Genomic DNA, 26,836 nt, shown 5'->3' with positions numbered 1-26,836 from the left:
AGCACGGGGGCTAACGGGGCCTGGTGAGGTGCGGTCGCTCACACACTCGGCCGGGGGTCTGGGGGTTGCCCCCAGGCAGACACAGCACGGGGGCTAACGGGGCCTGGTGAGGTGCGGTGGCTCACACACTCGGCCGGGGGTCTGGGGGTTGCCCCCAGGCAGACACAGCACGGGGGCTAACGGGGCCTGGTGAGGTGCGGTGGCTCACACACTCGGCCGGGGGTCTGGGGGTTGCCCCCAGGCAGACACAGCACGGGGGCTGACGGTACGGCCCCGGTGCCTTACCTCACACCGGGGCCGCTCACGTCACAACAGGCTCACGTCAGGACAGGCTCACGCCTTCCACTTCTCCCACGACATGTTCCAGCCGTTCAGCCCGTTGTCCGGGTCGACCGTCCGGTCGTGGGAGTTCTTGACGACGACCACGTCGCCGACCATGGAGTGGTTGAAGAACCAGGCCGCCGGGGTGCCGCCGTCGTAGCCGCCGCGCACGTCGCGCAGGCCGATGCAGCCGTGGCTGGCGTTGTAGTTGCCGAAGGCGTCGCCGCCCCAGTAGTTGCCGTGCAGGAAGGTGCCGGACGTGGTCAGGCGCATGGCGTTGGGGACGTCCTTGATGTCGTACTCGCCGCCGTAGCCGACCGTCTCGCCGTTCATGCGGGTCACCTTGAGCTTCTCGCTGATGACCATCTGGCCGTTCCAGGTCTCCATGCCGGGCTTGCCGGTGGTGACGGCGATGGTCTTGAAGGGCTTGCCGTCCCGCTGGACCTTCATGGTGAGCTTGTCGACGTCGACGACGGAGACCTGCGCGCGGCCGATGGTGAAGGAGACCGTCTTGTGCTGCTTGCCGTAGACGCCGGGGCGGCCCTCGACGCCGTCGAGGTTGAGGTCGACGGTGACCTTGGTGCCGGGCTTCCAGTACTTCTCGGGCCGGAAGTCGAGGCGGTCGTTGCCGAACCAGTGGCCCTCGACGTCGACGGCCGGCTCGGTCTTGATCCGGACGGCCTTCTCCACGTCCTCGGGATGCGTGATGCCCCGGGTGAAGCGGAGGGAGAACGGCATTCCGACGCCGACCGTCGAGCCGTCCTCGGGGGTGAAGCTGCCGAGGAAGGTGTTCTCCGGCGTGAGGGTCGTGAAGGAGGAGTCCTCGGCGGCCGTGCGGCCCTCGGAGTCCTTCGCGACCGCGTGCACCTTGTAGGTGGTCGCGGCGGCCAGGTGCGTGGCCGGCGTCCAGCCCGCGCCGTCGGCGGACATCTTCCCGTCGACCTTCGTGCCCTTGTCGTCCTTGACCTCGACCTCGGTCAGCTTCCCCTTGGCGGCGCTTATCTTCAGGGCGCCACTGGTGTCGACGGACTTGGTGCCGTCCTTCGGGGCGATCGTGACGACCGCCTCCGACTGCTTGCTCCGCGCGGCTGCCGCGTCCTTGTCCTTGCCCTTCGCCCCGCCGGACCCCGGGTCCGAGTCTCCCCCACCGCACGCGGTGACCCCGAGCAGCAGGGCGCCGAGTATCAGCGCCGACACCTTCCTGCCGCGGCCGGGTACGCGTGCGTCAACCGACGCCCCCGATATCGGTCGCACGTTCAAGTCCGTTCTCCCCTCCCCCGGGCCCCCTCGGGCCCACACACCGGCGCGCCCCCGCGCGCCTGGCCGTCACCACCGCGACGGCCCTGGCGCATATTAACCACAAGGTCAGGGGCCCCGGCTGCTCATGATTGTCACCGTTCAGTCCCAACTTGATCAGAGACTTCGCGCAACCCACCCCCCTGTCGGGTCACTTCAGCGCACTGCCCGCCTTCCACTCGTTCCAACCCATATTCCAGCCTCCGAGGCCGTTGTCGGGAGCGACCTGTTTGTCCTTGCTGTTGACGACCTCGACGACGTCTCCGATGAGGCTGCGGTCGAAGAACCAGCCCGCGGGCGTGTCCGCGCTGCCGCCCTTGACGTCGCGCAGACCGACGCAGCCGTGGCTGACGTTGGTTCGGCCGAACGCGTCCGGGGCCCAGTAGTTGCCGTGCAGGAAGGTGCCGGAGTCGGTGAGCCGCATGGCGTGCGGGACGTCCGGGATGTCGTACTCGCCCTTGCCGTTCTTCTTCTTGAAGCCGACCGTGGCGCCGTTCATCCGGGTCAGCTCGAACATCTCGGTGACGACCATCTTGCCGTTGTACGTCGTCGTCTTGGGGGCGCCCGCCGTGATCGGCACGGTGGCGAGCACCTCGCCGTCCCGCCGCACCTCCATGGTGTGCTTGGCCGCGTCGACGAGGGAGGCCTGCTGGCGTCCGACGGTGAAGGAGAACGTCTTCTCCTGCAGACCGTAGACGCCCTTCGCCCCTTCGACGTCCCGGAGGTTCAGGGCGACGGTGACGCGGGTGCCGGGCTGCCAGTAGTGCTCGGGGCGGAAGTCCAGGCGGGCAGTGCCGAACCAGTGCGGCCGGATCTCCACGGCCGGCCGCGCGGTGACCCGCACGCCGCGCTCGACGGCGGCGCGGTCGGTGATCTCCCGGTTGAACTCCAGGGAGACGATCATCCCGGTGCCGACGGTGGAGCGGTTCTCGGGGGTGACGTACCCGATGAAGCGCTCGGCGGGTACCTGGGTGGTGAAGGTGGTGTGCCGGGCGGAGCGGCGGCCCTCGTCGTCCAGGGCCACCACGTCGACCGTGTACCGGGCGGCGAGCGCCAGCCGTTTCTCGTTCGGCGCCCAGCTGGTGCCGTCGGCGGAGATCCGCCCGGGCACCGGGGTGTCCTGCGCGTCGCGGGACTTGACGACCTTCACCGACTCCAGGCTCCCGCCGGGCACCCGGATGCGCAGCGCCCGGTCGGGCCGCACGTCCTTCCTGCCGTCGTCCGGGGAGACCTGGATGACGTCCTCGGGCGTCGGGCCCTTGCCGAACGCCCCGCCCGCCTCGCCGCCACCGGGATCCGATGTGCAGCCGGCGGCCCCGGCCAGCAGTCCTGCCCATGTCACTACGGTGGCCAGCACGGCCCTCGCGCGCCCTGCGCGCCCTTGAACTCGCCTCACGGGATCCCCAACGAGCGGGCCTGCCCCAGGGAAACGTGAGTGCGACCCATGTGCTGGGCAGAACAGTGGGAAGGACGACGTGATGGGGAGCCGCGCCCGTGCGCACGAGCCGGTGAAAAGGGCGACGTGGCGCGCTCCTTCCCATCCCGTGCCGCATGAGCCGCGGGAGGCCGACCAGTGTCGAGCGCAGCCGAACAGGAGGCGGTGGCCGAGGGCGGGCGCCCCGCCGTCGTGGTGAACGGCGCGCGCCGCGCCGCACCGCCGCCCGCCGCGCCGGTGTGGCCGGGTACGTCGATGCCGCTGGGCGCCCGCTTCCGGGTGGGCCCGGACGGGGTCGCGGGCACCAACTTCGCGCTGTGGGCGGGCGGGGCCGAGGCGGTCGAGCTGTGCCTGTTCGACGAGCGGGGGCGGGAGACCCGGGCGCGCCTTTCCGAACTGACGCACGAGATCTGGCACGGCTTCGTGCCCGGCGTGATGCCGGGCCAGCGCTACGGCTACCGGGTGCACGGCCGCTGGGACCCGTGGACCGGTGCCCGCTGGAACCCGGCGAAGCTGCTCCTCGACCCGTACGCGCGCGCGGTGGACGGCGAGTTCGGGCTGCCGCCGGAGGTGTACGGGCACGTCCGGGACTGGCCCGAACAGCAGGTGGCCGACACCGTGCGCGACGACCGCGACTCGGCTCCGTACGTCCCGAAGGGTGTCGTCGTCCACGACGACGCGCCCGACGACGAGTGGCGGGACGACCGCCGGCCCAAGACGCCGTGGGCGGACTCGGTCATCTACGAGCTGCACGTACGGGGCTTCACCAAGCTGCATCCCGGCATACCCGAGGAGCTGCGCGGCACCTACGCCGGGCTGGCGCACCCGGCGGCGATCGAGCACCTGGTCAAGCTGGGCGTGACGGCCGTCGAGCTGCTGCCGGTGCACCAGTTCGCGCACGAGGACCATCTGCTGCGCCGGGGCCTGCGCAACTACTGGGGCTACAACTCCATCGGCTACTTCGCCCCGCACGCCGGGTACGCGGCCTCGGGGACGACGGGACAGCAGGTCGGCGAGTTCAAGCGGATGGTGCGGGCCCTGCACGACGCCGGGATCGAGGTCGTCCTCGACGTGGTGTACAACCACACCGCGGAGGCGGGCGAGCTGGGGCCCACGCTGTCACTGAAGGGCATCGACAACCGCGGGTACTACCGCCTCCAGTCGGACGCCCGCCGCTTCGCCGACTACACGGGCTGCGGCAACACCCTGCACGTGGTCCAGCCGCACGTGCTGCGCCTGATCACCGACTCGCTGCGGTACTGGGTGACGGAGATGGGCGTGGACGGCTTCCGCTTCGACCTGGCGGCCGCGCTGGCCCGCTCCATGCACGACGTCGACATGCTCTCGCCGTTCCTCGCCGTCATCGCGCAGGATCCGGTGCTGCGGCGGGTGAAGCTGATCGCCGAGCCGTGGGACGTGGGCTCCGGCGGCTACCAGGTGGGCGCCTTCCCGCCGCTGTGGACGGAGTGGAACGACCGCTACCGCAACGCCGTGCGCGACTTCTGGCGGCACGCGCTGCCCGACGTACGGGAGATGGGCTACCGGCTGTCCGGCTCCAGCGACCTGTACGCCTGGGGCGGCCGGCGGCCGTACGCCTCGGTCAACTTCGTCACCGCGCACGACGGTTTCACCCTGCGCGACCTGGTGTCGTACGAGCGCAAGCACAACGAGGCGAACGGCGAGGGCAACCGGGACGGCACGGACGACAACCGGTCCTGGAACGGCGGCGCCGAGGGCGAGACGGACGACGAGCGCGTGCGGGCGCTGCGGCGGCGGCAGCTCAGGAACCTCCTGACCACGCTGCTCCTGTCGACCGGTGTGCCGATGCTGGTCGCGGGCGACGAGCTGGGGCGCACCCAGCGGGGCAACAACAACGCGTACTGCCAGGACAACGAGACCAGCTGGCTGGACTGGGGGCTCCTCGAGGAGCCGGGCTGGAAGGCGCTGTTCGACCTGACCTCCCGGCTGATCGCGCTGCGCCACCGGCACCCGGTGCTGCGCCGCCGGGCGTTCTTCTCCGGGCGGGCGCACTCGGCGGACGGGCTGCGCGACCTGGCGTGGTTCACCTCGCGGGGCTCGGAGATGACGGAACGGGACTGGTACGCGCCGGCGGCGACGCTCGGGATGTACCTGTCGGGGCGGGACATCCCCGGCCGCGACGAGCGCGGTCGGGCGATCCTGGACGACAGCTTCCTCGCGGTGCTGCACGCCGGGGACCGTCCGGTGAGCTTCGTGCTGCCGGGGCCGCCGTGGGCGGACCGGTACGAGGTGGTCGTCGACACGTCACGGGAGGAGCAGGCCGAGGCGCCGGGCGTGGAGCACCGGGCGGGCGCGGCGATCACGGTGCCGGCACGGGCGGTGCTGCTGCTGAGGGTGGCCGGCTGAGACGCCGTGCCGTCCTCAGCCGAGGATCCCCCTCTGGTACGCCGTCGCCACCGCCGCCGCGCGGTCGTTGACGCCCAGCTTGGCGTACAGGTGGGTGAGATGGGTCTTCACGGTCGCCTCGCTGATGAACAGTTCGCGGGCGATCTCGCGGTTGGACGTGCCCCGCGCGACCAGGGCCAGGACCTCGCGTTCGCGGGCGGAGAGGGGTTCGTTGCCGGAGGCCCCGGGCGTACGGACCGCGGAGACCAGGCGGGAGGCGACGGCCGGGGAGAGGACGGTACGGCCCTGCGCGGCGGCGCGGACGGCGGTGAACAGTTCCTCGCGCGGGGCGTCCTTCAGGAGGTAGCCCGTGGCGCCGGCCTCGATCGCGGGGAGGGTGTCGGAGTCGGTGTCGTACGTGGTGAGGACGAGGATCCTCGCGCGGGCGGACCGGCGGGTCAGTTCACGGATGGCGTCCACGCCTCCCCCGCCGGGCATGCGCAGGTCCATCAGGACCACGTCCGGGTCGAGTTCCTCGGTCCGTCCGACGGCGTCGACGCCGTTCGACGCCTCCCCGAGGACCGTGAACCCGGGCGCGGACTCGAACATGCCGCGCAGGCCGTCCCGTACGACGGGGTGGTCGTCGACGATCAGCAGGGAGATCCGCGCGTCTGCGGTCACGTCATCTGTCATGGCGGACCAACGGTACGCGAGCCGACAGCGCCGTACCGTGGCCCGGTTCGGACTCGACGGTGAGGGTGCCCGCGACGCGTTCGGCGCGGGCGCGCATGCCGTCGAGGCCGAAGCCACTGGTGCGGGTGCGCTCCGGGAGAGCCGCCGGGTCGAAGCCGCGGCCGTCGTCGCGGATGTCGAGGGTGACCTCGTCGCCCATGAAGGAGAGGGTGACGCCGACCCGGGTCGCCCGTGCATGGCGGGCGGCGTTCGACAGCGCCTCCTGGACGATGCGCAGGAGAGTGGCCGCGAGCTCCCCGTGCAGCTGTTCCGCGGTGCCGGTGACGGTGAACTCGGCGCGCACGCCGGTGCGTTCGCCCCATTCGGCGACCGTCTTCTTCAGGGCCTCGGGCAGTCCGTCGTCCTCCAGCGCCACCGGGGCGAGGTTGTGCACGGAGCGGCGGGCCTCGCCGAGGCTGTGGCGGGCGAGGTCGGAGGCGCGTTCGAGGTGGGTGCGGGCGACGGCGAGGTCGGGGGCGCTCGCGACGACCTGGAGTTGGGCGATGATGCCGGTCAGTCCCTGGGCGATGGTGTCGTGGATCTCGGCGGCCAGGCGCCGGCGCTCGTCGGCGACTCCGGCTTCCCGTGCCTGGACGAGGAGTTGGGCGTGCAGGGCGGCGTTCTCGTCGAGGGCCTGCTGCAACGCCGTGTTGGTGCGCTCCAGTTCGGCGATGGTCTCGTTGCGCTCGCGGGCCCGGTGCGCCTCCTGCTCGGTGAGGTGGGCGACCACCATTTGGAGCCCGGAGTTGGCGATCAGGAGGGCGGCGAAGACGGCCCACTGGACCACGCTTCCGAACGGCATCCCGCCGGCCTGCGCCCCGGCCACGGTGACCGCGCTCGCGAGCAGGCCGAGCCGGCGCCACCGGCCCGGGAGGGTCTCGTCGGCGTCCATGTAGCCGGCGGCGGCGTAGAACGCGAAGAACGGGTTGAGCCAGGTGAGGGCGAAGGCGAGGGCCCAGCGGAGGATGTAGTACGCCGTCCCGGCCCGGGACGGCCTCCGGCGGCAATCGGGCCCGCCAGAACGGGTGCTGTGCCACCACAGTTGGAGCGCGACCGCGGCACCGATCAGGGCCCAGGCGGTGTACCACTTGACCAGGGGGGCGTGCGGGTCGGCGGTCGCGAGCGCGGGGACGACGCCGATGCCGAGCAGCCCGTACGGCCCCCAGGTGTGGAACTGGTCCCAGCGCCGCTCGATCTGCGTGTCCACCGCGGTCATGTCCCCAGTCTGCACGGCACGCCCCTACTCCCAGCGGAACCAGCGACTGGCGGCACCCGTCAGCAGCAGGATCCACACCACCAGCACACCGAGGTGGCTCCACCCCGGCCAGTGCCCCGCCGCCGCCTGGTCGAGCGCCTGTGCGGCGGCCCCGAAGGGCGTGCAGCCGACGATCCGGGCCAAGGTGTCCGGCATCTGCTGCACCGGCAGCCACACGCCCGCGCAGAACATCGACGGGAAGAACACCGCGGACCCGATCGCCCCCGCGATCTTCGTCGTACGGGACAGCGCCGACACCACCGATCCGAGAGCGAGGGCCACCAGGACGGCGAGCAGCAGGGCGAGGACGTATCCGAAGGGCTGCTCGGGAAGCCGTACGTCGAAGACGAGCCGCCCCACCGCGAGGGCGAGCAGCGCCGACGCCAGGGAGGCGGCGCCGCACACGAGCATGTGCGCCGAGAGCAGGGTGACCGGGCGCACCGGTGTGGCGGCCATCCGGCGCAGGATGCCGCGCTCGCGGTAGCCGGTGAGGCTCTGCGGCATCGCCTGGAGTCCACCGACGATCAGGCCGAGCAGCACGGCGACCGGGACGTAGACGTCGACGGTGCGCAGGCCGCCGAGTTCGGCCTGGTGCTCCCGGAAGGACGGGATGGACCCGAGGATCACCAGCAGCAGGGGCGGGAACAGCAGGATCCAGAAGACGGCGCCCGGTTCACGGCGGAAGAGGCGGACCTCGGTCTTCAGTACGGCGGTGCTCATGCCGCGGTCTCCTTCGTCAGGTCGAGGAACGCGTCGTCGAGCGTGGCGTCCAGGACACGGAGTTGATGGGCGGTGACGTGGTGGCGGGCGAGCAGGGTGATGACGGCGTCGACCGTCTCGTCCGTGCCCGAGAGCGTGATACGGCCGTCCTTGTGCTCGACGGACGCGAGCGCGGGGAGCGCGTTCAGGTCACGGTCGTCCAGCGGGCCGGACGGGGTGAAGCTGATGACGGTGGCACCCGCCGAGCGCCGGATGAGGCCGGCCGGGGTGTCCAGGGCGGCCACCCGGCCCTTGTCGATCACCGCGATCCGGTCGCACAGGCGCTGGGCCTCCTCCATTAAGTGGGTGACCAGCAGGACCGTCACACCGCCCGCCCGCACGTCCTCGATGAGCTCCCAGGTGTCCCGGCGGGCCCGCGGGTCCAGGCCGGTCGTCAGCTCGTCCAGGACGACGATCCGCGGGTTGCCGATCAGGGCGAGCGCGATGAACAGGCGCTGCTTCTGGCCGCCGGAGAGCTGGGCGAACCGGGTGGTCAGCTTGGCGGTCAGGCCGAGGCGTTCGGCGAGGGGCGCCCAGTCGAGCGGGCTCGGGTAGAAGGAGGCGTACAGCTCCAGCGCCTCGCGCACGGTGAGCTTGGGCTGGAGCTCGCTCTGCTGGAGCTGGGCGCCGAGGACGCGGGCCACACGCGCGTGGTCGGCGACGGGGTCGAGGCCGGTGACACGGACGCGGCCCGCGTCGGGGACGCGCAGGCCCTCGACGCACTCCACGGTGGTGGTCTTGCCGGCGCCGTTGGGGCCGAGGACACCGAAGATCTCGCCCTCCTCGACGGTGAAGGACACACCGTCGACGACCGGGCGGCCTCCGTAGGACTTGCGCAGTTCGCTGACTTCGATGACGGACATGGCACCAGGGTCGCGAAGCGCCCGGGGGGCGCGCATCGGCCGACGCGCTCGCTCCGGCATCCGCCGATCGGTTGATGCGGGCGTACGACTTGACGTGCGGTTCGGATCCCCGAACGCGCAGGTCGTAGGACTGATGGAGGAGGGGGTTCCGGCCGAAACTCGGTGGGCGTCGTCAGTGCCGATCCGTAGGCTCGCCGTGATGCCGACGAAACCTGCACCCACCAAGGACCGGTCCGCGGTACGGACGTTGCTGCGCCTGTGGCCGTACGTACGGCCCGTGCGGATGCGGCTGTTCACCGCCGCGTTCGTGGCGGTCGTCGCGTCCTGTGTGGGACTGGTGATCCCGCTCGTCCTGAAGTGGATGGTCGACGGTCCGGTCGCCGACCGGGACCCGGCGGGCGTCTGGCTCGGCGCGCTGTACCTGCTGCTGCTCGGATGCGCGGAGGCACTGCTGTTCGGGGCGCGGCGGTGGCTGGTGGCGCGGCCGTTGTCGCACGTCGAGGCGGAGATGCGGGCGGATCTCTACCGGCATCTGCAGCGGCTGCCGGTGGCCTTCCACGACCGGTGGGCCTCGGGGCAGCTGCTGTCCCGGGGCACCACGGACCTGATGCTGCTGCGTATGTTCCTCGCCTTTCCGCTGACGTTCCTGCTGGTCAACGGGGTGACGATCCTCGTCGGCGTGCTGATCATGCTGGCCCAGGACTGGACGCTGGGGCTGGTGATCCTGGGGCCCGCCGTGCCGGTGATGGTGACTTGCGTGGTCTTCGAGAGACGGTACGCGCAGGTGGCGCGGCGCGCGCAGGACCAGGTCGGCGATCTGACGACGGTCGTCGAGGAGAGCGTGCTCGGCATCCGCGTCATCAAGGGGTTCGGCCGGCACCGGAGCCAGGCGCGGGCCTTCCGTGAGCTGTCGCGGACGTTGCGCGGCACGGAGCTGCGCAAGGCGCGGCTGCTGGCGGCGATCTGGGGCGTCATCGTGACGCTGCCGGAGGTCGCCATCGGGGCGGCACTGGTGCTGGGGACCGTGCAGGTCGCGGACGGGGATCTGTCGGCGGGCACGTTGGTGGCCTTCCTGTCGACGGCGCTGGCCCTGCGGTGGCCGGTGGACTCGATCGGGTTCCTGCTGGCGATGAGCCAGGAGGCGGCGACGGCGACGGAGCGGTACTTCGAGGTGATGGACGAGGAGCCGGAGCGCGAGACCGTCACCCCCTCGACTGCGGCGGAGGCCGACGACATCGGACTGCGTTTCGACGACGTCACCTTCCGCTACCCCGACGCCCCCGTCGGCTCCCCGCCCGTCCTCGATCGTGTCGGCCTCCACATCCGGCCCGGTGAGTCCATGGCGCTCGTCGGTGCGACCGGGAGCGGGAAGACCACGCTCACCGCGCTGGTGCCCCGCCTGCACGAGGTGACGTCCGGGCGGATCACGCTCAACGGCGAGGACATCACCGCGATGTCGAGGGAGGCGCTGCGCGCCCGTGTCGCCGTGGCGTTCGAGGAGCCCACTCTCTTCTCCGCGAGTGTCGGGGAGAACGTGCTGATGGGGGCCGGGGACGCGGCCGGCGAGGAGGAGCTGGGGCGGGCGCTGGGCGTCGCGCAGGCCGACTTCGCGTACGCGTTGCCGCAGGGGACCGAGACGCAGGTCGGCGAGCAGGGCCTCAGCCTGTCGGGCGGTCAGCGGCAGCGCCTCGCGCTGGCCCGTGCCGTCGTCGGCAAGCCGGAGTTCCTCGTCCTGGACGACCCGCTCTCCGCGCTCGACGTCCACACGGAGGCCGCCGTGGAGGCCGCCCTGCGTCGGGTGCTCGCCGACACCACGGCGCTGATCGTGGCGCACCGGCCGTCCACCGTGCTGCTCGCCGACCGCGTCGCCCTGCTGTCGGGCGGCCGGATCGCCGCCGTCGGCACCCATCACGAACTGCTGCGCACGAACGCCGAGTACGCCCATCTCATGTCCGGCGAGCAGGCCGGTCACCAGGAGGACGAGCGATGACCACGTCCACCACGTCACCCACCCCCCTCTCCGCCGACGACGGCGAGGAACTCCCCCGCTCCGGGACCACCGGCGACCCCTTCGACCGCGACGTCCTGCCCACCCCGCCGGGCGCCACCTCCGCCCTCCTGCGCTCCCTGCTCGCCCCGATGAAGGCGCGCGTCGCCGTCACCACGCTCCTGCTGCTGCTCCAGCAGGCGGCCGTCCAGGCGGGCCCGCTGCTGGTGGCGTACGCCATCGACCGGGCCGTACCGGCGTTCCGGGCCCACGACCACGGTCCGCTGATCGCGGTGGCGGTGGGCTATCTGCTGTGCGCGGTGGCGTCCGGCGGGCTGCAGTACGCGTTCATCGTCGCCTCCGCGCGCGTCAACCAGGACGTGCTGCTCGACCTGCGCGGCCGTATCTTCCGCCATGCCCAGGCGCTGAGCGTCGACTTCCACGAGCGCTACACCTCGGGGCGGCTCATCTCCCGCTCCACGACGGACGTGGAGTCGCTGCGCGAGCTGCTCGACGAGGGCCTCCAGGAGCTGGTGACCGTCGTCCTGTCGTTCGTCTACATCTCGGCCATGCTGCTCTGGCTGGACCTGGGCCTCGGCGCGGTGGCGGTGGCCTCGTTCGGGCCGCTCTACCTGCTGGTGCGGATGTACCGGCGGCGGGCCGGGCGGGTCTACACCAAGCGGTCGACGGCGATCGCCGCGGTCATCGTCAAGTTCGTCGAGACGATGAACGGGATCCGGCCGGTGCGGGCGTTCCGCCGGGAGGACGCCAACGACGAGGCGTTCCGGGTGCTGAACCGGCAACATGAGCGGACCAACGGCGACGCCCTGCTGGAGATGGCGCGCTATGTCGTCTGCTCCCGGCTGGTCGCCAACACGGCCGTCGCGGGGATCGTGCTGTGGGGCGCCTACCGGGTGGCGGACGGCTCGCTGGAGCTGGGTGTGCTGGCGGCGGCGGTGCTGTATCTGCGCCGGCTGTACGACCCGATCGACCGGCTCGGCATGTTCCTGAACTCGTACCAGTCGGCGGCGGCCTCGCTGGAGAAGATCGCGGGGCTGCTGGCGCAGACGCCGTCCGTGCCGGAGCCGTCGGCGCCGAAGGAGCTGCCGCCGCTGCCGGGTGAGCAGCCCGGCCGTGAGGTCGTCTTCGACGGTGTCCGGTTCGCCTACCGCACGGGCGGCGAGGTGCTCCCCCGCTTCGAGCTGACCCTGCCGGCCGGGCAGACCGTCGCGGTCGTCGGTTCGACGGGCGCCGGCAAGTCCACGCTGGCCAAGCTGCTCGCGCGCTTCTACGACCCCACCGAGGGCCGGGTGCTGCTCGACGGGGTCGACCTGCGCGAGCTGTCCGTGCCGGAACTGCGGCGCGGGGTGGTGATGGTGACGCAGGAGGCGTTCCTGTTCTCCGGCACGGTCGCCGATAACATCGCGATCGGGCGGCCGGACGCGAGCCGGGAGGAGATCGAGCGGGCGGCGAAGGCGATCGGCGCGCACGAGTTCATCAGCGCGCTGCCCGACGGCTACGACACGGACGTCCGCAAGCGGGGCGGCCGTATCTCCGCGGGCCAGCGTCAACTCGTGTCGTTCGCACGGGCGTTGCTCGCCGACCCGGCGGTGCTGATCCTCGACGAGGCGACCAGCTCGCTGGACGTCCCCGGCGAGCGGGCCGTGCAGCGTGCGATGGCGACGGTGCTGAACGGCCGTACGGCGGTCGTGATCGCGCACCGGCTGTCCACCGTGGAGATCGCCGACCGGGTGCTCGTCATGGAGTACGGCCGGATCGTCGAGGACGGCACTCCGGCCGAACTGATCGCGGGCACCGGCCGGTTCGCCGATCTGCACCGGGCGTGGCGGGACAGTCTGGCGTGAGCTTCCGGAGGGACCGTTGATCGACGCGTACGAGGATCCCGGCACGCCCGACTCCCGGAGCGGGGTCCGGTATCTGTGGTGGCTGGTGACGCGGCAGCCGGGGCGGTCGGTGGCCGGGGCGGTGCTGGGCAGTGTCTGGATGGTGCTGCTGGCGGCGACGCCGTACCTGATGGCGCGGGCCGTCGACGAGGGGCTGGAGCGCGGTGACCTGGGGGCGCTCGCCGGGTGGACGGGCACCCTGGTCGCGGTGGGGGCGTTCAACTCGTGGCTGGGCGTCATGCGGCACCGCACGATGACCCGGGTGCGGATGGACGCCAACTTCCGCACGGTGAAAGTGGTCGTGGGGCAGGCGGTGCGGCTGGGGGCGGCGCTGCCGCGGCGGGCGGGGGCCGGGGAGGTCGTCACGATCGGCGTGGGCGACGTGCAGACGGTCAGCCAGTCGCTGACGGTCGTCGGGCCCGGCGTCGGCGCGGTCGTCGCGTACTGCGTGGTCGCCGTTCTGCTGCTGTCGACCTCCGCGCAGCTCGCGGTGGTGGTGCTGCTGGGGGTGCCGGTGATGGCCGTCCTGGTGGGGCCGCTGCTCGGGCGCCTGCGGGCCGTGGAATCGGAGTACCGGGAGCGGCAGGGAGTGCTGACCGCGCGCATCGGCGACCTCGCGGGCGGGTTGCGGGTCCTCAACGGTCTCGGTGGCAAGGGGCTGTTCGCCGACGCGTTCCGCCGGGACTCGGGGCGTCTGCGGGAGCAGGGCTACCGGGTCGGGGCGGTGACCAGCTGGCTCCAGGCGCTCGGGGTGGGCCTGCCGACGGTGTTCCTCGCCGTGGTGACCTGGCTGGCCGCGCGGCTCGCCGCGCAGGGGCAGATCACGGTGGGCGAGTTGGTGTCCGTGTACGGCTATGTCGCGGTGCTGGTGGCGCCGGTGGCGTTCCTCGTGGAGAGCGGCTACCAGATCGGCCGGGGCGTGGTGGCCGCGGAGCGGGTCGTGCGGCTGCTGCGGCTGGAGCCGGAACCCGACGAGGGGACGACCGACGCGCCCGCGGAACCGGCGGTGCTGCACGACCCGGAGTCCGGGGTGCGGGTGCTGCCGGGGCGGCTGACGGCGCTGGCCGGGGCCAGACCCGCCGACGCGGCGGACGTGGTGGACCGCCTGGGCCGGTACGTACCGTCGGAGGCGGCCTGGGGCGGCGTACGGCTGGACGAGATCCCCCTGGCACAGGTCAGGGCGCGGATCCTGGTCGCCGACCACGAGGCCGACCTGTTCGCCGGGCCGCTGCGCGAACTGCTCGGCGGGCGCCGGGTCCCGGACGACACGGAGATCATGCGGGCCGTGCGGGCCGCCGTGGCCGACGACATCGTGCAGGGGCTGCCGGAGGGGCTGGACTCCCCCGTCGACGCACAGGGCCGCAACCTCTCGGGCGGTCAGCGCCAGCGCGTGCGGCTGGCGCGCGCCCTGCTGGCCGACCCCGAGGTGCTGCTGGCCGTCGAGTCCACGTCGGCGCTCGACGCCCACACCGAGGCGGCGGTGGCCGAACGCCTGCGCGCCGCCCGCCGCGACCGCACCACCGTCGTCACCACCACCTCACCCCTCGTCCTGGCCCAGGTGGACGTCGTCCACTACCTGGTCGACGGCAAGCTGGCGGCGACGGGCACCCATCAGCGGCTCCTGGACGAAGAGCCGGGCTACCGGGCCCTGGTGGCCCGGGACGCGGACGCCGAGGAGGTCGTGCGGTGACCCGAGGGCAACTCCCCGTCGCGGAGCGGGCCGATGTGCGGCGGGCCACCGTGCGGCTGGTGCGGGCCGACGGGCGGGTGTTCGGTGTCGTGCTGGCGTTGAACGCGGCGGCCGCCGGGGCGGGGCTCGTGGGGCCGTGGCTGCTGGGACGGATCATCGACGAGGTGCGGGGTGGGGGCGGCGTCGCCGCCGTGGACCGGATGGCGCTGGGGATCCTGGTGTGCTCGGCGGCGCAGCTGCTGCTCGCGCGCTGGGCCCGGAACGTGGGATACCGGTTCGGGGAGCGGACGCTGGCGCGGGTGCGCGAGGAGTTCGTGGACCGGGCGCTGGCGCTGCCCGCTTCGACGGTGGAGCGGGCCGGCACCGGTGATCTGACGGCGCGCGGCACGGCCGACGTGGCCGCCGTCGGCACCACCCTGCGGGACGCGGGGCCCGAGTTGCTGCTGAACTCCGTCGAGGCGCTGTTGCTCCTGGGCGCGGTGTTCGTGCTCGACCCGCTGCTCGGCGCGGTGGGGGTGCTGTGCCTCGTCCCGATCTGGTGCGCGCTGCGCTGGTATCTGCGCCGGGCGCGGGACGGTTACCTGGCGGAGGGCTCGGCGACGTCCCAGGTCGCGGAGGTCCTCGCGGCGACCGCGTCGGGGGCGCGCACGGTGGAGGCGCTCCGGCTGCGGGAGCGGCGGGTGGCGGCGAGCCGGGAGGCGCTGGAGGCGTCCCGCGTGAAGCGCTTCTACACCCTCTACCTGCGGACGGTGTTCTTCCCGGTGGTCGAGACGTCGTACGTCCTGCCCGTGGCGGGTGTGCTGCTCGTGGGCGGGGTGCTGCACGAGCGTGGGGCGGTCAGTCTGGGTGCGGTCGTGGCGGCCGCCCTGTATCTGAACCGGTTCACCTCGCCGCTGGACGAGATCCTGATGCGGGTGGAACAACTGCAGAGCAGCGGCGCCTCGTTCGCCCGGGTCGAGGGGCTGGCCCGGGCGCCGCGGGCGCAGGAGGGTGTGTCGAGGGCGCCGGCGGACGACCGGATCGACGTGACGGGCGTGCGGTACGCCTACGACCGCGGTGGCGAGGTGCTGCGCGGGGTGGACCTGACCGTGCGGCCCGGGGAGCGGCTCGCGGTGGTGGGCCCGTCCGGGGCGGGGAAGACCACGCTGAGCCGGCTGCTGGCGGGCATCGACCGGCCGACCGCGGGGACGGTCACGGTGGGCGGGGTGCCGGTCGCCGACCTGGGCCCGGAACAGCTGCGCCGCCAGGTCGTGCTGGTCACCCAGGAGCACCACGTCTTCCTGGGCACGGTCCGCGACAACCTCCGTATCGCCGAACCGGACGCGACCGACGAGCAGGTGTGGGCCGCGCTCGCGGCCGTGGGCGCGGACGGCTGGGTGCGCGAGCTGCCGGACGGCCTGGACAGCGAGCTGGGGCCGCACGGCTGCGCCACGGACGGCTCGCAGGCGCAGCAACTCGCGCTGGCCCGGGTGGTGTTGGCCGACCCGCACACACTGATCCTGGACGAGGCGACGGCCCTGCTCGACCCGGCGACCGCCCGTCACACCGAGCGGGCGCTGGCCGCCGTCCTGGAGGGCCGGACCGTCATCGCCATCGCGCACCGGCTGCACACCGCGCACGACGCGGACCGGGTGGCCGTGATGGAGGACGGCCGCCTCACCGAACTCGGCACGCACGACGAGCTGGTGGCCTCCGACGGGGCGTACGCGGCGCTGTGGCGGACCTGGCACGGGGAGCGGTCGGCGGGCGGCTGAGTCCGGCCGTTTCGCCCCCCCGACCAACCGGTGACGCGCCCCTCTTGCAACCAATGGCCCGTATATCGAACATGACTATCCGGTCAACGGAGGCTTTCCGGCCAACTTCTTGACGCGCTCCTGACAGCAAGCGCCATCCGGTGCCAGGCTTCCCACGGCCGCTTCACAGCAACCCCACACGTCCATCGCTGTGTCGCCACACGGTCACCCGCACCTGGTTCCGCGTAACGCCCTGTTCTGCCCGGACGGCCCACCCGCCGTTCGGTCTCCCCTGGCCGTGCGACCCGCGGCCACGCAGAAGGAGTCAGTGTTGAGAAGCAGTTCCTCCCACAGACGCACCTCCCACACCCGCAAGGCCACGGCCGTCGCCCTCGTCGGCGTCGCCGCGTTCCTGGCCGCCGCCGTCCAGAGCGGCGCCGCCACCGCGGCCCCGGCGAAGGCACCGTCGGCCGCTGGCAAGGCCAACCCGGGCGCCCTGCCCGCGAAGCTCACCCCGGCCCAGCGCGCCGAACTGCTCCGCCAGGCGGACGCCGGCAAGGCGAGGGCCGCGCAGCAGCTGGGCCTCGGCGCCAAGGAGAAGCTGGTCGTCCGTGATGTGCTGAAGGACCGCGACGGCACCGTCCACACGCGGTACGAGCGCACCTACGACGGCCTCCCGGTGCTCGGCGGCGACCTGGTCGTCAAGACGTCCCCCGCCGGACAGACCGAGGGTGTCGTCAAGGCCACCCGCGCCCAGATCAAGGTCGCCTCGCTGAAGCCGGCCGTCGCCGCGTCGAAGGCCGAACAGCAGGCACTGGGTGCCGCGAAGGCGGAGAAGGCCAAGAGCCCCGACGTCAACAGCGCGCCCCGCAAGGTGATCTGGGCCGCGAACGGCACGCCGACCCTGGCGTACGAGACGGTCGTCGGCGGCTTCCAGCACGACGGCACCCCGCAGGAACTGCACGTCATCACCGACGCCACCACCGGCCAGAAGCTGTACGAGTGGGAGGCGATCGAGACCGGCACCGGCAACACGGTGTACTCCGGCACGGTCGACCTCACCACCACGCAGTCCGGGTCGACGTACAACCTGACCGACGGCGCGCGCGGCGGCCACAAGACGTACAACCTCAACCGGGGCTCCTCCGGCACCGGCACGCTCTTCTCCGGGCCCGACGACGTCTGGGGCAACGGCCTGGCGTCCAACGCCGAGTCGGCCGGCGCCGACGCGCACTACGGTGCCGCGCTGACGTGGGACTACTACAAGAACGTGCACGGCCGCAGCGGCATCCGGGGCGACGGGGTGGGCGCCTACTCCCGGGTCCACTACGGCAGCAACTACGTCAACGCGTTCTGGTCCGACAGCTGCTTCTGCATGACGTACGGCGACGGCTCGGGCAACGCCAACCCGCTCACGTCCATCGACGTGGCCGGTCACGAGATGACCCACGGCCTGACCTCGGTCACCGCCAAGCTGAACTACAGCAATGAGTCGGGCGGTCTGAACGAGGCCACCTCCGACATCCTCGGCACGGCGGTCGAGTTCTACGCCAACAACTCCTCCGACGTCGGTGACTACCTCATCGGCGAGGAGATCAACATCAACGGTGACGGCACCCCGCTGCGCTACATGGACAAGCCCAGCAAGGACGGCGCGTCCAAGGACAGCTGGTACTCCGGCCTGGGCAGCCTCGACGTGCACTACTCGTCGGGCCCCGCGAACCACTTCTTCTACCTGCTCAGCGAGGGCAGCGGCACCAAGACCATCAACGGTGTCACCTACAACTCGTCCACCTCGGACGGCCTGCCGGTGACCGGCATCGGCCGCGCGAAGGCGGAGCAGATCTGGTTCAGGGCGCTCACCACGAAGTGGACCTCCAACACCAACTACGCGGGCGCCCGCACCGGCACCCTCGCGGCGGCGGGGGAGCTGTACGGCACCGACTCGGCCGAGTACAAGGCGGTGCAGGACGCGTGGGCGGGCGTCGCGGTCGGCTCGCGCTCCGGCGGCGGTGGCGGCGGCGGTGGCACCTCCTTCGAGAACACCGCCGACGTATCGATTCCGGACAACGGAGCGGCGGTCACCTCGCCGATCACTGTCTCCGGGCGGACCGGCAACGCCCCCTCGAACCTTCAGGTCGCCGTCGACATCGTGCACACCTACATCGGTGACCTCCAGGTGCAGCTGATCGCCCCCGCCGGCACGGCGTACACGCTGAAGGGGTACGGCACCGGCGGGAGCTCGGACAACATCGACACCACGTACACCGTGGACGCCTCCTCCGAGGTCGCCAACGGGACCTGGCTGTTGAAGGTCCAGGACAACGCGGCCGTGGACACCGGCTACATCAACAGCTGGAAGCTCACCTTCCCGTAGACCGGCCGCCCTTCGGGGAACCGTCCGCACCGGCGCCGTCCCGGGCTTCGAGCCCCGGGGCGGCGCCCTCGTTTTTTGCCCGCCCTATGCGCAGGCCGGGTTGGTGCTTTACCCAGGTCAACTCCGTTTACATTCCCGCAACGTTCACCTGGGAGACGGTTTTCAGCCAACATCACTTGAGGGTCATGACATGTACGCGTCCCTGGTGCAGTCTTCCTCACAACCGCCGCACAACTTCACAACCAACTCCGGCCGGCCGCCCCACGCCGGCCCGGACTCCCCCACGAAGGAGCTTGTGTGTCCTCCCTCTACGCGCGTCACAAGCGTTCCACTCTGGCCATCGCCACCGCCGTCGCCGCCGGAGCGCTGCTCACCACCGGTCTGACCACCGGTTCCGCCGTCGCCCAGGTTTCCGCGGACACCACCGCCAAGGCCCCGCTGGCCGCCGCCCCGGTCCAGCTGACGTCGGCCGCGCGCACCACGCTCATCAAGCAGCAGCAGGCCGAGGCGCCCGAGACCGCGCAGGAGATAGGCCTCGGCGCCAAGGAGAAGCTGGTCGTCAGAGACGTCGTCAAGGACGCCGACGGCTCGGTCCACACCCGCTACGAGCGCACCTACGCGGGCCTGCCGGTGCTCGGCGGCGACCTGGTCGTCCACCAGTCCAAGTCCGGTGAGACCAAGGGCGTGACCAAGGCCCTCAAGGCCGCCGTCAAGGTGGCCTCGCTGAAGCCGGCCGTCACCGCGGCGAAGGCCGAGAAGCAGGCGCTGACCGCCGCCAAGGACGCCGGTTCGGCGAAGACCGCCGCCGACCAGGCCCCGCGCAAGGTGATCTGGGCGGGCAACGGCAAGCCGACCCTGGCCTACGAGACCGTGATCGGCGGCCTCCAGGACGACGGCACCCCGAACGAGCTGCACGTCATCACCGACGCGGCCACCGGCAAGAAGCTCTACGAGTACCAGGGCATCGAGACCGGCAGCGGCAAGAGCCTCTACTCCGGCACCGTCACCCTCGGCACCACCAAGTCCGGCTCGACGTACCAGCTGACCGACAGCGGGCGCGGCGGCCACAAGACGTACAACAAGGCCCGCAGCACCAGCTCCTCCGCGGGCACCCTGTTCACGGACGCCGACGACGTCTGGGGCACCGGCACCGCCTCCAGCTCCAGCACCGACCAGACGGCCGCCGTCGACGCCGCCTACGGTGCCGCGGTCACCTGGGACTTCTACAAGAGCGCCTTCGGCCGCAGCGGCATCGCCAACGACGGCAAGGCCGCCTACTCCCGCGTCCACTACGGCAACGCCTACGTGAACGCCTTCTGGGACGACAGCTGCTTCTGCATGACCTACGGCGACGGCGAGGGCAACACCGACCCGCTGACCTCGCTCGACGTGGCCGGCCACGAGATGAGCCACGGTCTGACCGCGGCCACCGCCGGCCTCAACTACAGCGGTGAGTCCGGTGGCCTGAACGAGGCCACCTCGGACATCTTCGGCACCGGCGTCGAGTTCTTCGCCAACAACGCGTCCGACAAGGGCGACTACCTCATCGGCGAGAAGATCAACATCAACGGCGACGGCACCCCGCTGCGCTACATGGACAAGCCCAGCAAGGACGGCGGCTCCGCCGACTCCTGGTCCTCCACCGTCGGCAACAAGGACGTCCACTACTCCTCGGGCGTCGCGAACCACTTCTTCTACCTGCTGAGCGAGGGCAGCGGCTCGAAGACGATCAACGGGGTGACCTACAACTCCCCGACGTCCAACGGCTCCACCGTCACCGGCATCGGCCGCGACAAGGCGCTGCAGATCTGGTACAAGGCGCTGACGACGTACTTCACGTCGACCACCAACTACAAGTCGGCGCGCACCGGCACGCTGAGCGCCGCGTCGGCGCTGTACGGCTCCAGCAGCACCGAGTACAAGGCCGTGGCCGCGGCCTGGTCGGCGGTCAACGTCGCCTGACGCACATCTGTTTGACATGAGTGGCCCCCGGGACGAAGGCAGTCCCGGGGGCCGCCCTACTCTTGGGCGCATGTCCTTCACGTACGCGGATGTCGGCGCGACCCGCGAGAGCGGCTTCTGCCCGCCCGGCTTCCACCCGCTCCATGTGCGCTCCCGCCTCGGTGAGGGCCAGGCGCTCTTCCGGCGGGCCGCGGACGCCGTCCTCGGCTGGGAGATGCACCGGGCGCTGGGCGTCGGCATAGACGCGGCCGCCGACCGCGCGGCCCCCGACGTCGACGTCACGGTCACCCTCGCCGGCATGATCAAGGCACCGTGCCGCGTGGTCTGGACCGTGGAGGAACCCCGCCGCGCGGGCTGGGCCTACGGCACCCTCGCGGGCCACCCCGAGTGCGGCGAGGAGTCCTTCGTCGTGGACCGCACCGGCGACGGCACGGTCTGGCTGACCATCTCCGCCTTCAGCCGCGCCGCCAAGTGGTACGCCCGCGCGGGCGGCCCGGCGACCCGGGGGCTGCAGCACGCGTACGCCCGCAGGTGCGGAGTGGTCCTGCGCAAGCTGTGCGCCCCGGACGACACCGCCTGAGGCGCTACCCGGTCGCCCACCTTCGGCACCCACCGCCCGGCCCGCCCGCGCAGGGTGGCTCACCGGGACAGGTCGGGGTGCGTGAGCACCAGGCGCCCGGCGTCCCTGCCACTGAGGATCATCAGCTTCCCCGGATGACACGAGGGCCGACCGGGGAAAGCTCCCGGCCGGCCCTCACGTCAGTGTCGCGGGGCCCTCACCGCAGCAACACCCCCGCCTCCTCCCCGAGTTCCTCCCCCGGCACCGTCACGAGACCCAGCTCCGCGCTGGACGCGAGGAGTCGGTGGGCCGGGAGGACACGGACCGTGTAGCCGTACGGGCCGGTGCGGTCCAGGGACAGGGGGCCCTCGTAGACCCAGCGGCCCTCCGCGTCGGGGCCGCCCGTCGACTTCAGCGGGACGACCGTCGCGTCGGTGATGCGGTCCCGGGAGTCGACGCGGCCGGAGAGGACCTGGACCTCGACGTCGTCGGGGGCGAGGTCGCCGAGGCCGACGCGGACGCGGAGGGTGAGGGTGGTGCCGAGTTCGGCGGTGGCGGTCGTGGCGGACGTCTCGACGTGGTCGACGCTGACCCCGTGCCAGGCCGCGCGCACCCGGGCCTTCCAGGCGGCGAGTTCGCGGGCGGAGTCGGCGTCCATCGAGCGGTGGGCGAGGCCCGCGGGGGCGTACAGGCGCTCGACGTACTCGCGGACCATGCGGCCCGCCAGGACCTTCGGCCCGAGCAGGGTGAGGGTCTGGCGGACCATCTCGATCCAGCGGTCGGGCAGGCCGCCCTGGCCCCGCTCGTAGAAGCGGGGGGTGACGCGCTGTTCGAGGAGGTCGTAGAGCGCGGCCGCCTCGATGTCGTCCCGGCGGTCGGGGTCGGTGCCGTCGCCGTCCGCGGTGGGGATCGCCCAGCCGAAGTCGGGCTGGAACCATTCGTCCCACCAGCCGTCGAGCACGGAGAGGTTGAGGCAGCCGTTGAGGGCCGCCTTCATGCCGGAGGTGCCGCAGGCCTCCAGCGGGCGCAGCGGGTTGTTCAGCCAGATGTCGCAGCCGGGGTAGAGCTTCTGCGCCATCCCCATGCCGTAGTCGGGCAGGAAGACGATCCGGTGGCGCACGCGCGGGTCGTCGGCGAAGCGGACCAGCTCCTGGATCAGCCGCTTGCCGCCGTCGTCCGCCGGGTGCGCCTTGCCCGCGACCACGAGCTGGATCGGCCGCTCGGGGTGCAGCAGCAGATCCATCAGCCGGTCGCGGTCCCGCAGCATCAGCGTCAGCCGTTTGTACGACGGCACGCGCCGCGCGAAGCCGATGGTGAGCACGTCGGGGTCCAGCACCCCGTCGATCCAGCCGAGTTCGGCCGTCCCCGCGCCCCGCTGCCGCCAGGAGGCCCGCAGCCGCTCCCGCACCTCGTCCACCAGCTGTTCGCGCAGGGTCCGGCGCAGCTCCCAGATGTCCTGGTCGGCGATGTCGGCGACCGCGTCCCAGCGCCCCGCGCCCCCGACGCTCAGCGCGTCCTCGGCCCGCTCGGCCCCGACCTGGCGGGCGCCCAGGCGCAGCACCTCCGGGGCGACCCAGGTGGGGGCGTGCACGCCGTTGGTGACGGAGGTGATCGGCACCTCGTCGGGGTCGAAGGCCGGCCACAGGCCCGAGAACATCTCGCGGCTGACGTTGCCGTGCAGCAGCGAGACGCCGTTGGCGCGCTGGGCCAGGCGCAGACCCATCACGGCCATGTTGAAGAGATTGGGCTCGCCACCCGGATAGGTCTCCATGCCGAGCCGCAGGACGCGTTCGACGTCGATGCGCGGGAGTTCGGCGTCGGGGCCGAAGTGGCGGGCGACGAGTTCACGGTCGAAGCGGTCGATGCCGGCCGGGACGGGGGTGTGCGTGGTGAAGACCGTCCCCGCGCGGACGGCTTCGAGGGCCGAGTCGAAGTCGAGCCCCTCCGCGCAGAGTTCGGCGATGCGTTCGAGCCCGAGGAAGCCGGCGTGGCCCTCGTTGGTGTGGAACACCTCCGGCTCGGGGTGACCGGTCAGCCGGCAGTACGTCCGCACCGCCCGGACCCCTCCTATGCCGAGCAGCATCTCCTGCAGCAGCCGGTGCTCGCTGCCGCCGCCGTAGAGCCGGTCGGTCACCCCGCGTTCGCCGAGGCCGTTCTCCTCGACGTCGGAGTCGAGCATCAGCAGCGGGACCCGGCCGACCTGGGCCAGCCAGATCCGGGCGTGCAGCGATTTCCCGCCGGGCAGGGCGAGGGAGACCTGGGCGGGGGTCCCGTCGGCCTCCTTCACCAGCGCCACCGGCAGTTCGTTGGGGTCGAGGACGGGATAGTGCTCCTGCTGCCAGCCGTCCCGGGAGAGGGTCTGGCGGAAGTAGCCGTGCCGGTAGAGGAGTCCGACGCCGATCAGCGGCAGACCGAGGTCGCTGGCCGCCTTCAGATGGTCGCCGGCGAGGATGCCGAGGCCGCCGGAGTACTGCGGCAGGGCGGCGGTGATGCCGAACTCGGGTGAGAAGTAGGCGACGGCGTCGGGGAGCTCACCGGACTGCGTCTGGTACCAGCGCTCCCCGGTGACGTAGTCGTGCAGGTCGTCGGCGACCGCGGTCAGGCGGCGCAGGAAACGACGGTCCTCGGCCAGCTCCGCCAGGCGCTCCGAGGAGACACCGCCCAGCAGGCGTACGGGGTCGCAGTCGGATGCGGCCCAGCGTTCCGGGTCGACGGACTGGAAGAGGTCGCGGGTCTCCGCGTGCCAGGACCAGCGCAGATTGCGCGCGAGGTCGCTGAGCGGCCGTAGGGGTTCGGGAAGTACGGGACGGACGGTGAATCGACGGATCGCCTTCACATTCCACCTCGGCGCGTTGCGTTGTGGACGCACGGCGGTGTGCGTCTCGGCGTCACCCTTGACGTTACCGGCGTCGGCGTCTCCTTCGCTGGGAGTGCCACGGCCCGGACGATATGGCCGATTCCATCCCCATAGGCCTTCTTGTGACACCTCGTCCCGCACGAGAGGCTGCCCAGTGGCGTTCGGGTCCACGCCGGGTGCGCCACGCACGCGGGCGCGCGGCCCGTGCGCCGTGGAGGAGGGGAAGTTCACGCCATGGCACGGACGCGACAACGGCGTCTGCGCCGGGCGGGGGGCCTGGCCGCGGCGGCCTGTGCCGCGGCCCTGTCGGCCGTCACCCTGCCCGCGCACGCCGTACCGGAGGGACCGATAGCCGGTGCCGGGGCACCCGGTTCCGTCAGCGGAAGCTACCTGGTGACGCTCGGAGGGGGGACGAAGGCGCCGTCGGCGGCGGGAAGGAGACTCGCCGAGCAGTACGGGGTCAGAATCAGCCATGTCTACGGTACGGCGCTCAACGGCTACGCCATCAGGGCGGACGAGAGACAGGCCCGGCTCCTCGCCGCCGACCCACGTGTCGCCTCGGTCGTCCAGGACAGCCGCGTCGCCCTCGACCGCGCGCCGCGCACCCCGCCGCCGTGGGGCCTGGACCGGGTCGACCAGCCGGCCCTGCCCCTGGACCGCAGCTACAGCGGGCCGAAGTCCGCGGGCGCCGGAGTGACGGTGTACGTGATCGACACCGGTGTCCGCACCACCCACCGGGACTTCGGCGGACGGGCCGGTCCCGGCTGGGACTTCGTCGACGGCGACCGGTCCGCGACCGACGGCAACGGGCACGGCACCCATGTCGCCGGCATCGTCGCTGGCACCGCCCACGGCGTCGCCAAGAAGGCCCGCGTGGTCGCCGTGCGCGTCCTCGCCGACGACGGCTCCGGCACGACCGCGCAGGTCATCGCCGGGATCGACTGGGTCACCCGGAACGCGCGGAAGCCCGCGGTCGCCAACCTCAGCCTGGGCGGCCACCGCAACGCCCAACTGGACGCGGCCGTACGCAACTCGATCAGGTCGGGCGTGACGTACACGGTCGCGGCGGGCAACGACGGGCTGCGCGCCGACACCTACTCCCCCGCCCGGGTGAGGGAGGCGATCACGGTCGGCGCGACGGACCGGGAGGACGCGAAACCGGCCTTCTCCAACTACGGTCCCGCCCTCGACCTGTTCGCCCCGGGCGTGTCGATCACCTCGGACTCCCGCACCAGCGACTCCGCCACGGCGAACTTCTCCGGTACGTCGATGGCGTCGCCGCACGCGGCGGGCGCGGCCGCGCTCTACCTGGCCGACCATCCGAAGGCAAAGCCGAGTGAAGTCGCCGGCGCGCTGATTGACGAGGCATCGAAGGGGAAGGTGTCCGGCCGTGGGCCGGGTTCACCGAACAAACTTCTGCGGGTGCCGTCCTCGTAGGGCGGAGTACCCGTCCGGCCCCGTTCGCCTCGAACGGGGCCGGTCTTGTGCGTAGACATACGCATGAGTAGTTAACAAAGTGCCGGATTGCCCACCCGAATAGGGTGGGAAGGCTCCACCGGTATACCCCCCAGGTACACCACGCAGGACCCACCTCCCCATAGCCATCCGCCCACCCACGTTGACGCGGACAGGAGCGGTCATGCCCGCCACGCACCACTCGTCAGCACCCCCGACACCCAGCACCGCCGCACCCCCCGTGCGCCCCGCCGACGTCGGTCCACCGTCGGTCCCGGAGGGATCCTCCGCGGGCGACGCCACCGCCGTCGGGCGCATACCGGTCCTCGACGTGCGGCCCGTCGTCCAGCACGGGCGCAGGCCCGCCAAGGCGGTCACCGGCGAGACGTTCCAGATCTCGGCCACCGTCTTCCGCGAGGGACATGACGCGGTCGGCGCCAACGTGGTCCTCCGGGACCCGGACGGCCGCCCCGGCCCGTGGACCCCGCTGCGTGAACTCGCCCCCGGCACCGACCGCTGGGGCGCCGACGTCACCCCGGACGCCGTCGGCCGCTGGACCTACACCGTGGAGGCCTGGAGCGACCCGATCGCCACCTGGCGGCACCACGCCCGCATCAAGATCCCGGCAGGCATCGACACCGGCCTGGTCCTGGAGGAGGGCGCGCGGCTCCACGAACGCGCCGCCGACGGTGTGCCGAAGGGGGCGGACCGCGAGACCGTCCTCGCCGCCGTCGACGCGCTCAGGGACGAGTCCCGCCCGGCCGCGTCGCGGCTCGCGGCCGCGTTGACGCCGGAGGTCGGCCAGGTCCTGGACCGGTATCCGCTGCGGGAGTTGGTGACCGCCTCGGAGGCGCTGCCGTTGCAGGTGGAGCGGGAGCGGGCCCTGTACGGGGCCTGGTACGAGTTCTTCCCCCGCTCCGAGGGCACTCCCGAACAGCCCCACGGCACGTTCCGCACCGCCGCACGACGCCTTCCCGCCATCGCCGCCATGGGCTTCGACGTCGTCTACCTCCCCCCGATCCACCCCATCGGCCACACCTACCGCAAAGGCCCCAACAACACCCTCTCCGCAGGCCCCGACGACGTCGGCGTGCCCTGGGCCATCGGCTCCAGCGAAGGCGGCCACGACGCCGTCCACCCCGACCTGGGCACGATCGAGGACTTCGCCTGGTTCGTGCGGGAAGCCGGCAAACACGGCCTGGAGATCGCCCTCGACTTCGCCCTGCAGTGCTCCCCGGACCACCCCTGGGTGGACAAACACCCCGAATGGTTCCACCACCGCCCCGA

17 protein-coding genes are annotated in these 26,836 nt (G+C 72.1%); 10 read left to right on the top strand and 7 right to left on the bottom strand.

Features of this window, described 5'->3' with window-relative positions; all coding sequences use genetic code 11:
- Positions 1-333: 333 nt before the first annotated feature.
- Together ACGFNV_RS46425 and ACGFNV_RS46420 are read right to left on the bottom strand one after the other, a co-directional pair.
- Positions 334-1,581, bottom strand: a complete 1,248-nt coding sequence (locus tag ACGFNV_RS46425; RefSeq protein ID WP_393631693.1) for an Ig-like domain-containing protein — start codon at positions 1,579-1,581, stop codon at positions 334-336.
- 187 nt (positions 1,582-1,768) lie between these two features.
- Complete coding sequence (locus ACGFNV_RS46420; RefSeq protein ID WP_393631691.1) at positions 1,769-3,013, bottom strand: Ig-like domain-containing protein; 1,245 nt, start codon at positions 3,011-3,013, stop codon at positions 1,769-1,771.
- A 177-nt stretch (positions 3,014-3,190) separates the two neighbouring features.
- Here ACGFNV_RS46420 and glgX point away from each other — a divergent pair, with 177 nt between their 5' ends.
- Positions 3,191-5,437 (top strand): glycogen debranching protein GlgX, encoded by a 2,247-nt coding sequence (glgX, locus tag ACGFNV_RS46415; RefSeq protein ID WP_393631690.1) that lies wholly within the window; start codon positions 3,191-3,193, stop codon positions 5,435-5,437.
- Between the two features lie 15 nt (positions 5,438-5,452).
- Here glgX and ACGFNV_RS46410 read toward each other — a convergent pair whose 3' ends face one another.
- The 4 genes from ACGFNV_RS46410 to ACGFNV_RS46395 are packed head-to-tail and all read right to left on the bottom strand — an operon-like array spanning position 5,453 to position 9,025.
- Positions 5,453-6,109 (bottom strand): response regulator, encoded by a 657-nt coding sequence (locus tag ACGFNV_RS46410; RefSeq protein ID WP_393631688.1) that lies wholly within the window; start codon positions 6,107-6,109, stop codon positions 5,453-5,455.
- The gene (locus ACGFNV_RS46405) at positions 6,099-7,364 is read right to left on the bottom strand and encodes a sensor histidine kinase (protein WP_393631686.1); all 1,266 of its coding nucleotides are present in this window, start codon (positions 7,362-7,364) and stop codon (positions 6,099-6,101) included. The genes ACGFNV_RS46410 and ACGFNV_RS46405 overlap by 11 nt, the downstream gene beginning before the upstream one ends.
- Before the next feature lie 24 nt (positions 7,365-7,388).
- Positions 7,389-8,123 (bottom strand): ABC transporter permease, encoded by a 735-nt coding sequence (locus ACGFNV_RS46400; protein WP_393631685.1) that lies wholly within the window; start codon positions 8,121-8,123, stop codon positions 7,389-7,391.
- Positions 8,120-9,025, bottom strand: a complete 906-nt coding sequence (locus ACGFNV_RS46395; protein WP_393631683.1) for an ABC transporter ATP-binding protein — start codon at positions 9,023-9,025, stop codon at positions 8,120-8,122. Before ACGFNV_RS46395 ends, ACGFNV_RS46400 begins: the two co-directional genes overlap by 4 nt.
- Positions 9,026-9,224: 199 nt before the next feature.
- On the opposite strand from ACGFNV_RS46395, the gene ACGFNV_RS46390 reads away from it, so the two are divergent.
- The 7 genes from ACGFNV_RS46390 to ACGFNV_RS46360 all read left to right on the top strand — a co-directional run bounded on the left by ACGFNV_RS46390 (position 9,225) and on the right by ACGFNV_RS46360 (position 21,258).
- Positions 9,225-11,015, top strand: coding sequence for an ABC transporter ATP-binding protein (locus tag ACGFNV_RS46390; RefSeq protein ID WP_393631681.1), 1,791 nt, complete (start codon positions 9,225-9,227; stop codon positions 11,013-11,015).
- Entirely contained in the window at positions 11,012-12,877 is a 1,866-nt protein-coding gene (locus ACGFNV_RS46385) for an ABC transporter ATP-binding protein (RefSeq protein WP_393631679.1), read from the top strand. The genes ACGFNV_RS46390 and ACGFNV_RS46385 overlap by 4 nt, the downstream gene beginning before the upstream one ends.
- 16 nt (positions 12,878-12,893) lie before the next feature.
- The gene (locus ACGFNV_RS46380; protein ID WP_393631677.1) at positions 12,894-14,606 is read left to right on the top strand and encodes an ABC transporter ATP-binding protein; all 1,713 of its coding nucleotides are present in this window, start codon (positions 12,894-12,896) and stop codon (positions 14,604-14,606) included.
- On the top strand, positions 14,603-16,360 hold the full coding sequence (locus ACGFNV_RS46375; protein ID WP_393631676.1) for an ABC transporter ATP-binding protein: 1,758 nt from the start codon (positions 14,603-14,605) through the stop codon (positions 16,358-16,360). The genes ACGFNV_RS46380 and ACGFNV_RS46375 overlap by 4 nt, the downstream gene beginning before the upstream one ends.
- A 310-nt stretch (positions 16,361-16,670) precedes the next feature.
- Positions 16,671-18,716: a M4 family metallopeptidase gene (locus ACGFNV_RS46370; protein WP_393631675.1), complete on the top strand. Its 2,046-nt coding sequence runs from the start codon at positions 16,671-16,673 to the stop codon at positions 18,714-18,716.
- Positions 18,717-19,013: 297 nt separating this feature from the next.
- Positions 19,014-20,678, top strand: coding sequence for a M4 family metallopeptidase (locus ACGFNV_RS46365; RefSeq protein ID WP_393631673.1), 1,665 nt, complete (start codon positions 19,014-19,016; stop codon positions 20,676-20,678).
- A gap of 70 nt (positions 20,679-20,748) precedes the next feature.
- Positions 20,749-21,258 (top strand): DUF1990 domain-containing protein, encoded by a 510-nt coding sequence (locus ACGFNV_RS46360; protein ID WP_393631671.1) that lies wholly within the window; start codon positions 20,749-20,751, stop codon positions 21,256-21,258.
- Between the two features lie 196 nt (positions 21,259-21,454).
- Here the strand turns inward: ACGFNV_RS46360 and ACGFNV_RS46355 are convergent, their stop codons facing one another.
- On the bottom strand, positions 21,455-24,073 hold the full coding sequence (locus ACGFNV_RS46355) for a glycosyltransferase family 1 protein (protein WP_393631669.1): 2,619 nt from the start codon (positions 24,071-24,073) through the stop codon (positions 21,455-21,457).
- 255 nt (positions 24,074-24,328) lie between these two features.
- Between ACGFNV_RS46355 and ACGFNV_RS46350 the strand changes: the two genes are divergently transcribed.
- Both ACGFNV_RS46350 and ACGFNV_RS46345 read left to right on the top strand, forming a co-directional pair.
- Positions 24,329-25,531 (top strand): S8 family peptidase, encoded by a 1,203-nt coding sequence (locus ACGFNV_RS46350; protein ID WP_393631667.1) that lies wholly within the window; start codon positions 24,329-24,331, stop codon positions 25,529-25,531.
- Between the two features lie 202 nt (positions 25,532-25,733).
- Positions 25,734-26,836: maltotransferase domain-containing protein (locus ACGFNV_RS46345; RefSeq protein ID WP_393631665.1), on the top strand; the 1,103-nt coding region annotated here is incomplete at its 3' end.

The organism is Streptomyces sp. NPDC048751, assembly GCF_043198595.1.
Lineage (GTDB): Bacteria > Actinomycetota > Actinomycetes > Streptomycetales > Streptomycetaceae > Streptomyces.
The sequence above is the reverse complement of the archived record's forward strand: the minus strand, read 5'-3'. Positions and strand labels throughout refer to the sequence as shown.

Excerpts from the sequence above, each read along its gene's own strand:
- ACGFNV_RS46405 (WP_393631686.1), bottom strand. The coding sequence starts at position 7,364 with ATGACCGCGGTGGACACGCAGATCGAGCGGCGCTGGGACCAGTTCCAC.
- ACGFNV_RS46350 (WP_393631667.1), top strand. The coding sequence starts at position 24,329 with ATGGCACGGACGCGACAACGGCGTCTGCGCCGGGCGGGGGGCCTGGCC.
- ACGFNV_RS46390 (WP_393631681.1), top strand. The coding sequence starts at position 9,225 with ATGCCGACGAAACCTGCACCCACCAAGGACCGGTCCGCGGTACGGACG.
- ACGFNV_RS46400 (WP_393631685.1), bottom strand. The coding sequence starts at position 8,123 with ATGAGCACCGCCGTACTGAAGACCGAGGTCCGCCTCTTCCGCCGTGAA.
- ACGFNV_RS46360 (WP_393631671.1), top strand. The coding sequence starts at position 20,749 with ATGTCCTTCACGTACGCGGATGTCGGCGCGACCCGCGAGAGCGGCTTC.
- ACGFNV_RS46385 (WP_393631679.1), top strand. The coding sequence starts at position 11,012 with ATGACCACGTCCACCACGTCACCCACCCCCCTCTCCGCCGACGACGGC.
- ACGFNV_RS46410 (WP_393631688.1), bottom strand. The coding sequence starts at position 6,109 with ATGACAGATGACGTGACCGCAGACGCGCGGATCTCCCTGCTGATCGTC.
- ACGFNV_RS46395 (WP_393631683.1), bottom strand. The coding sequence starts at position 9,025 with ATGTCCGTCATCGAAGTCAGCGAACTGCGCAAGTCCTACGGAGGCCGC.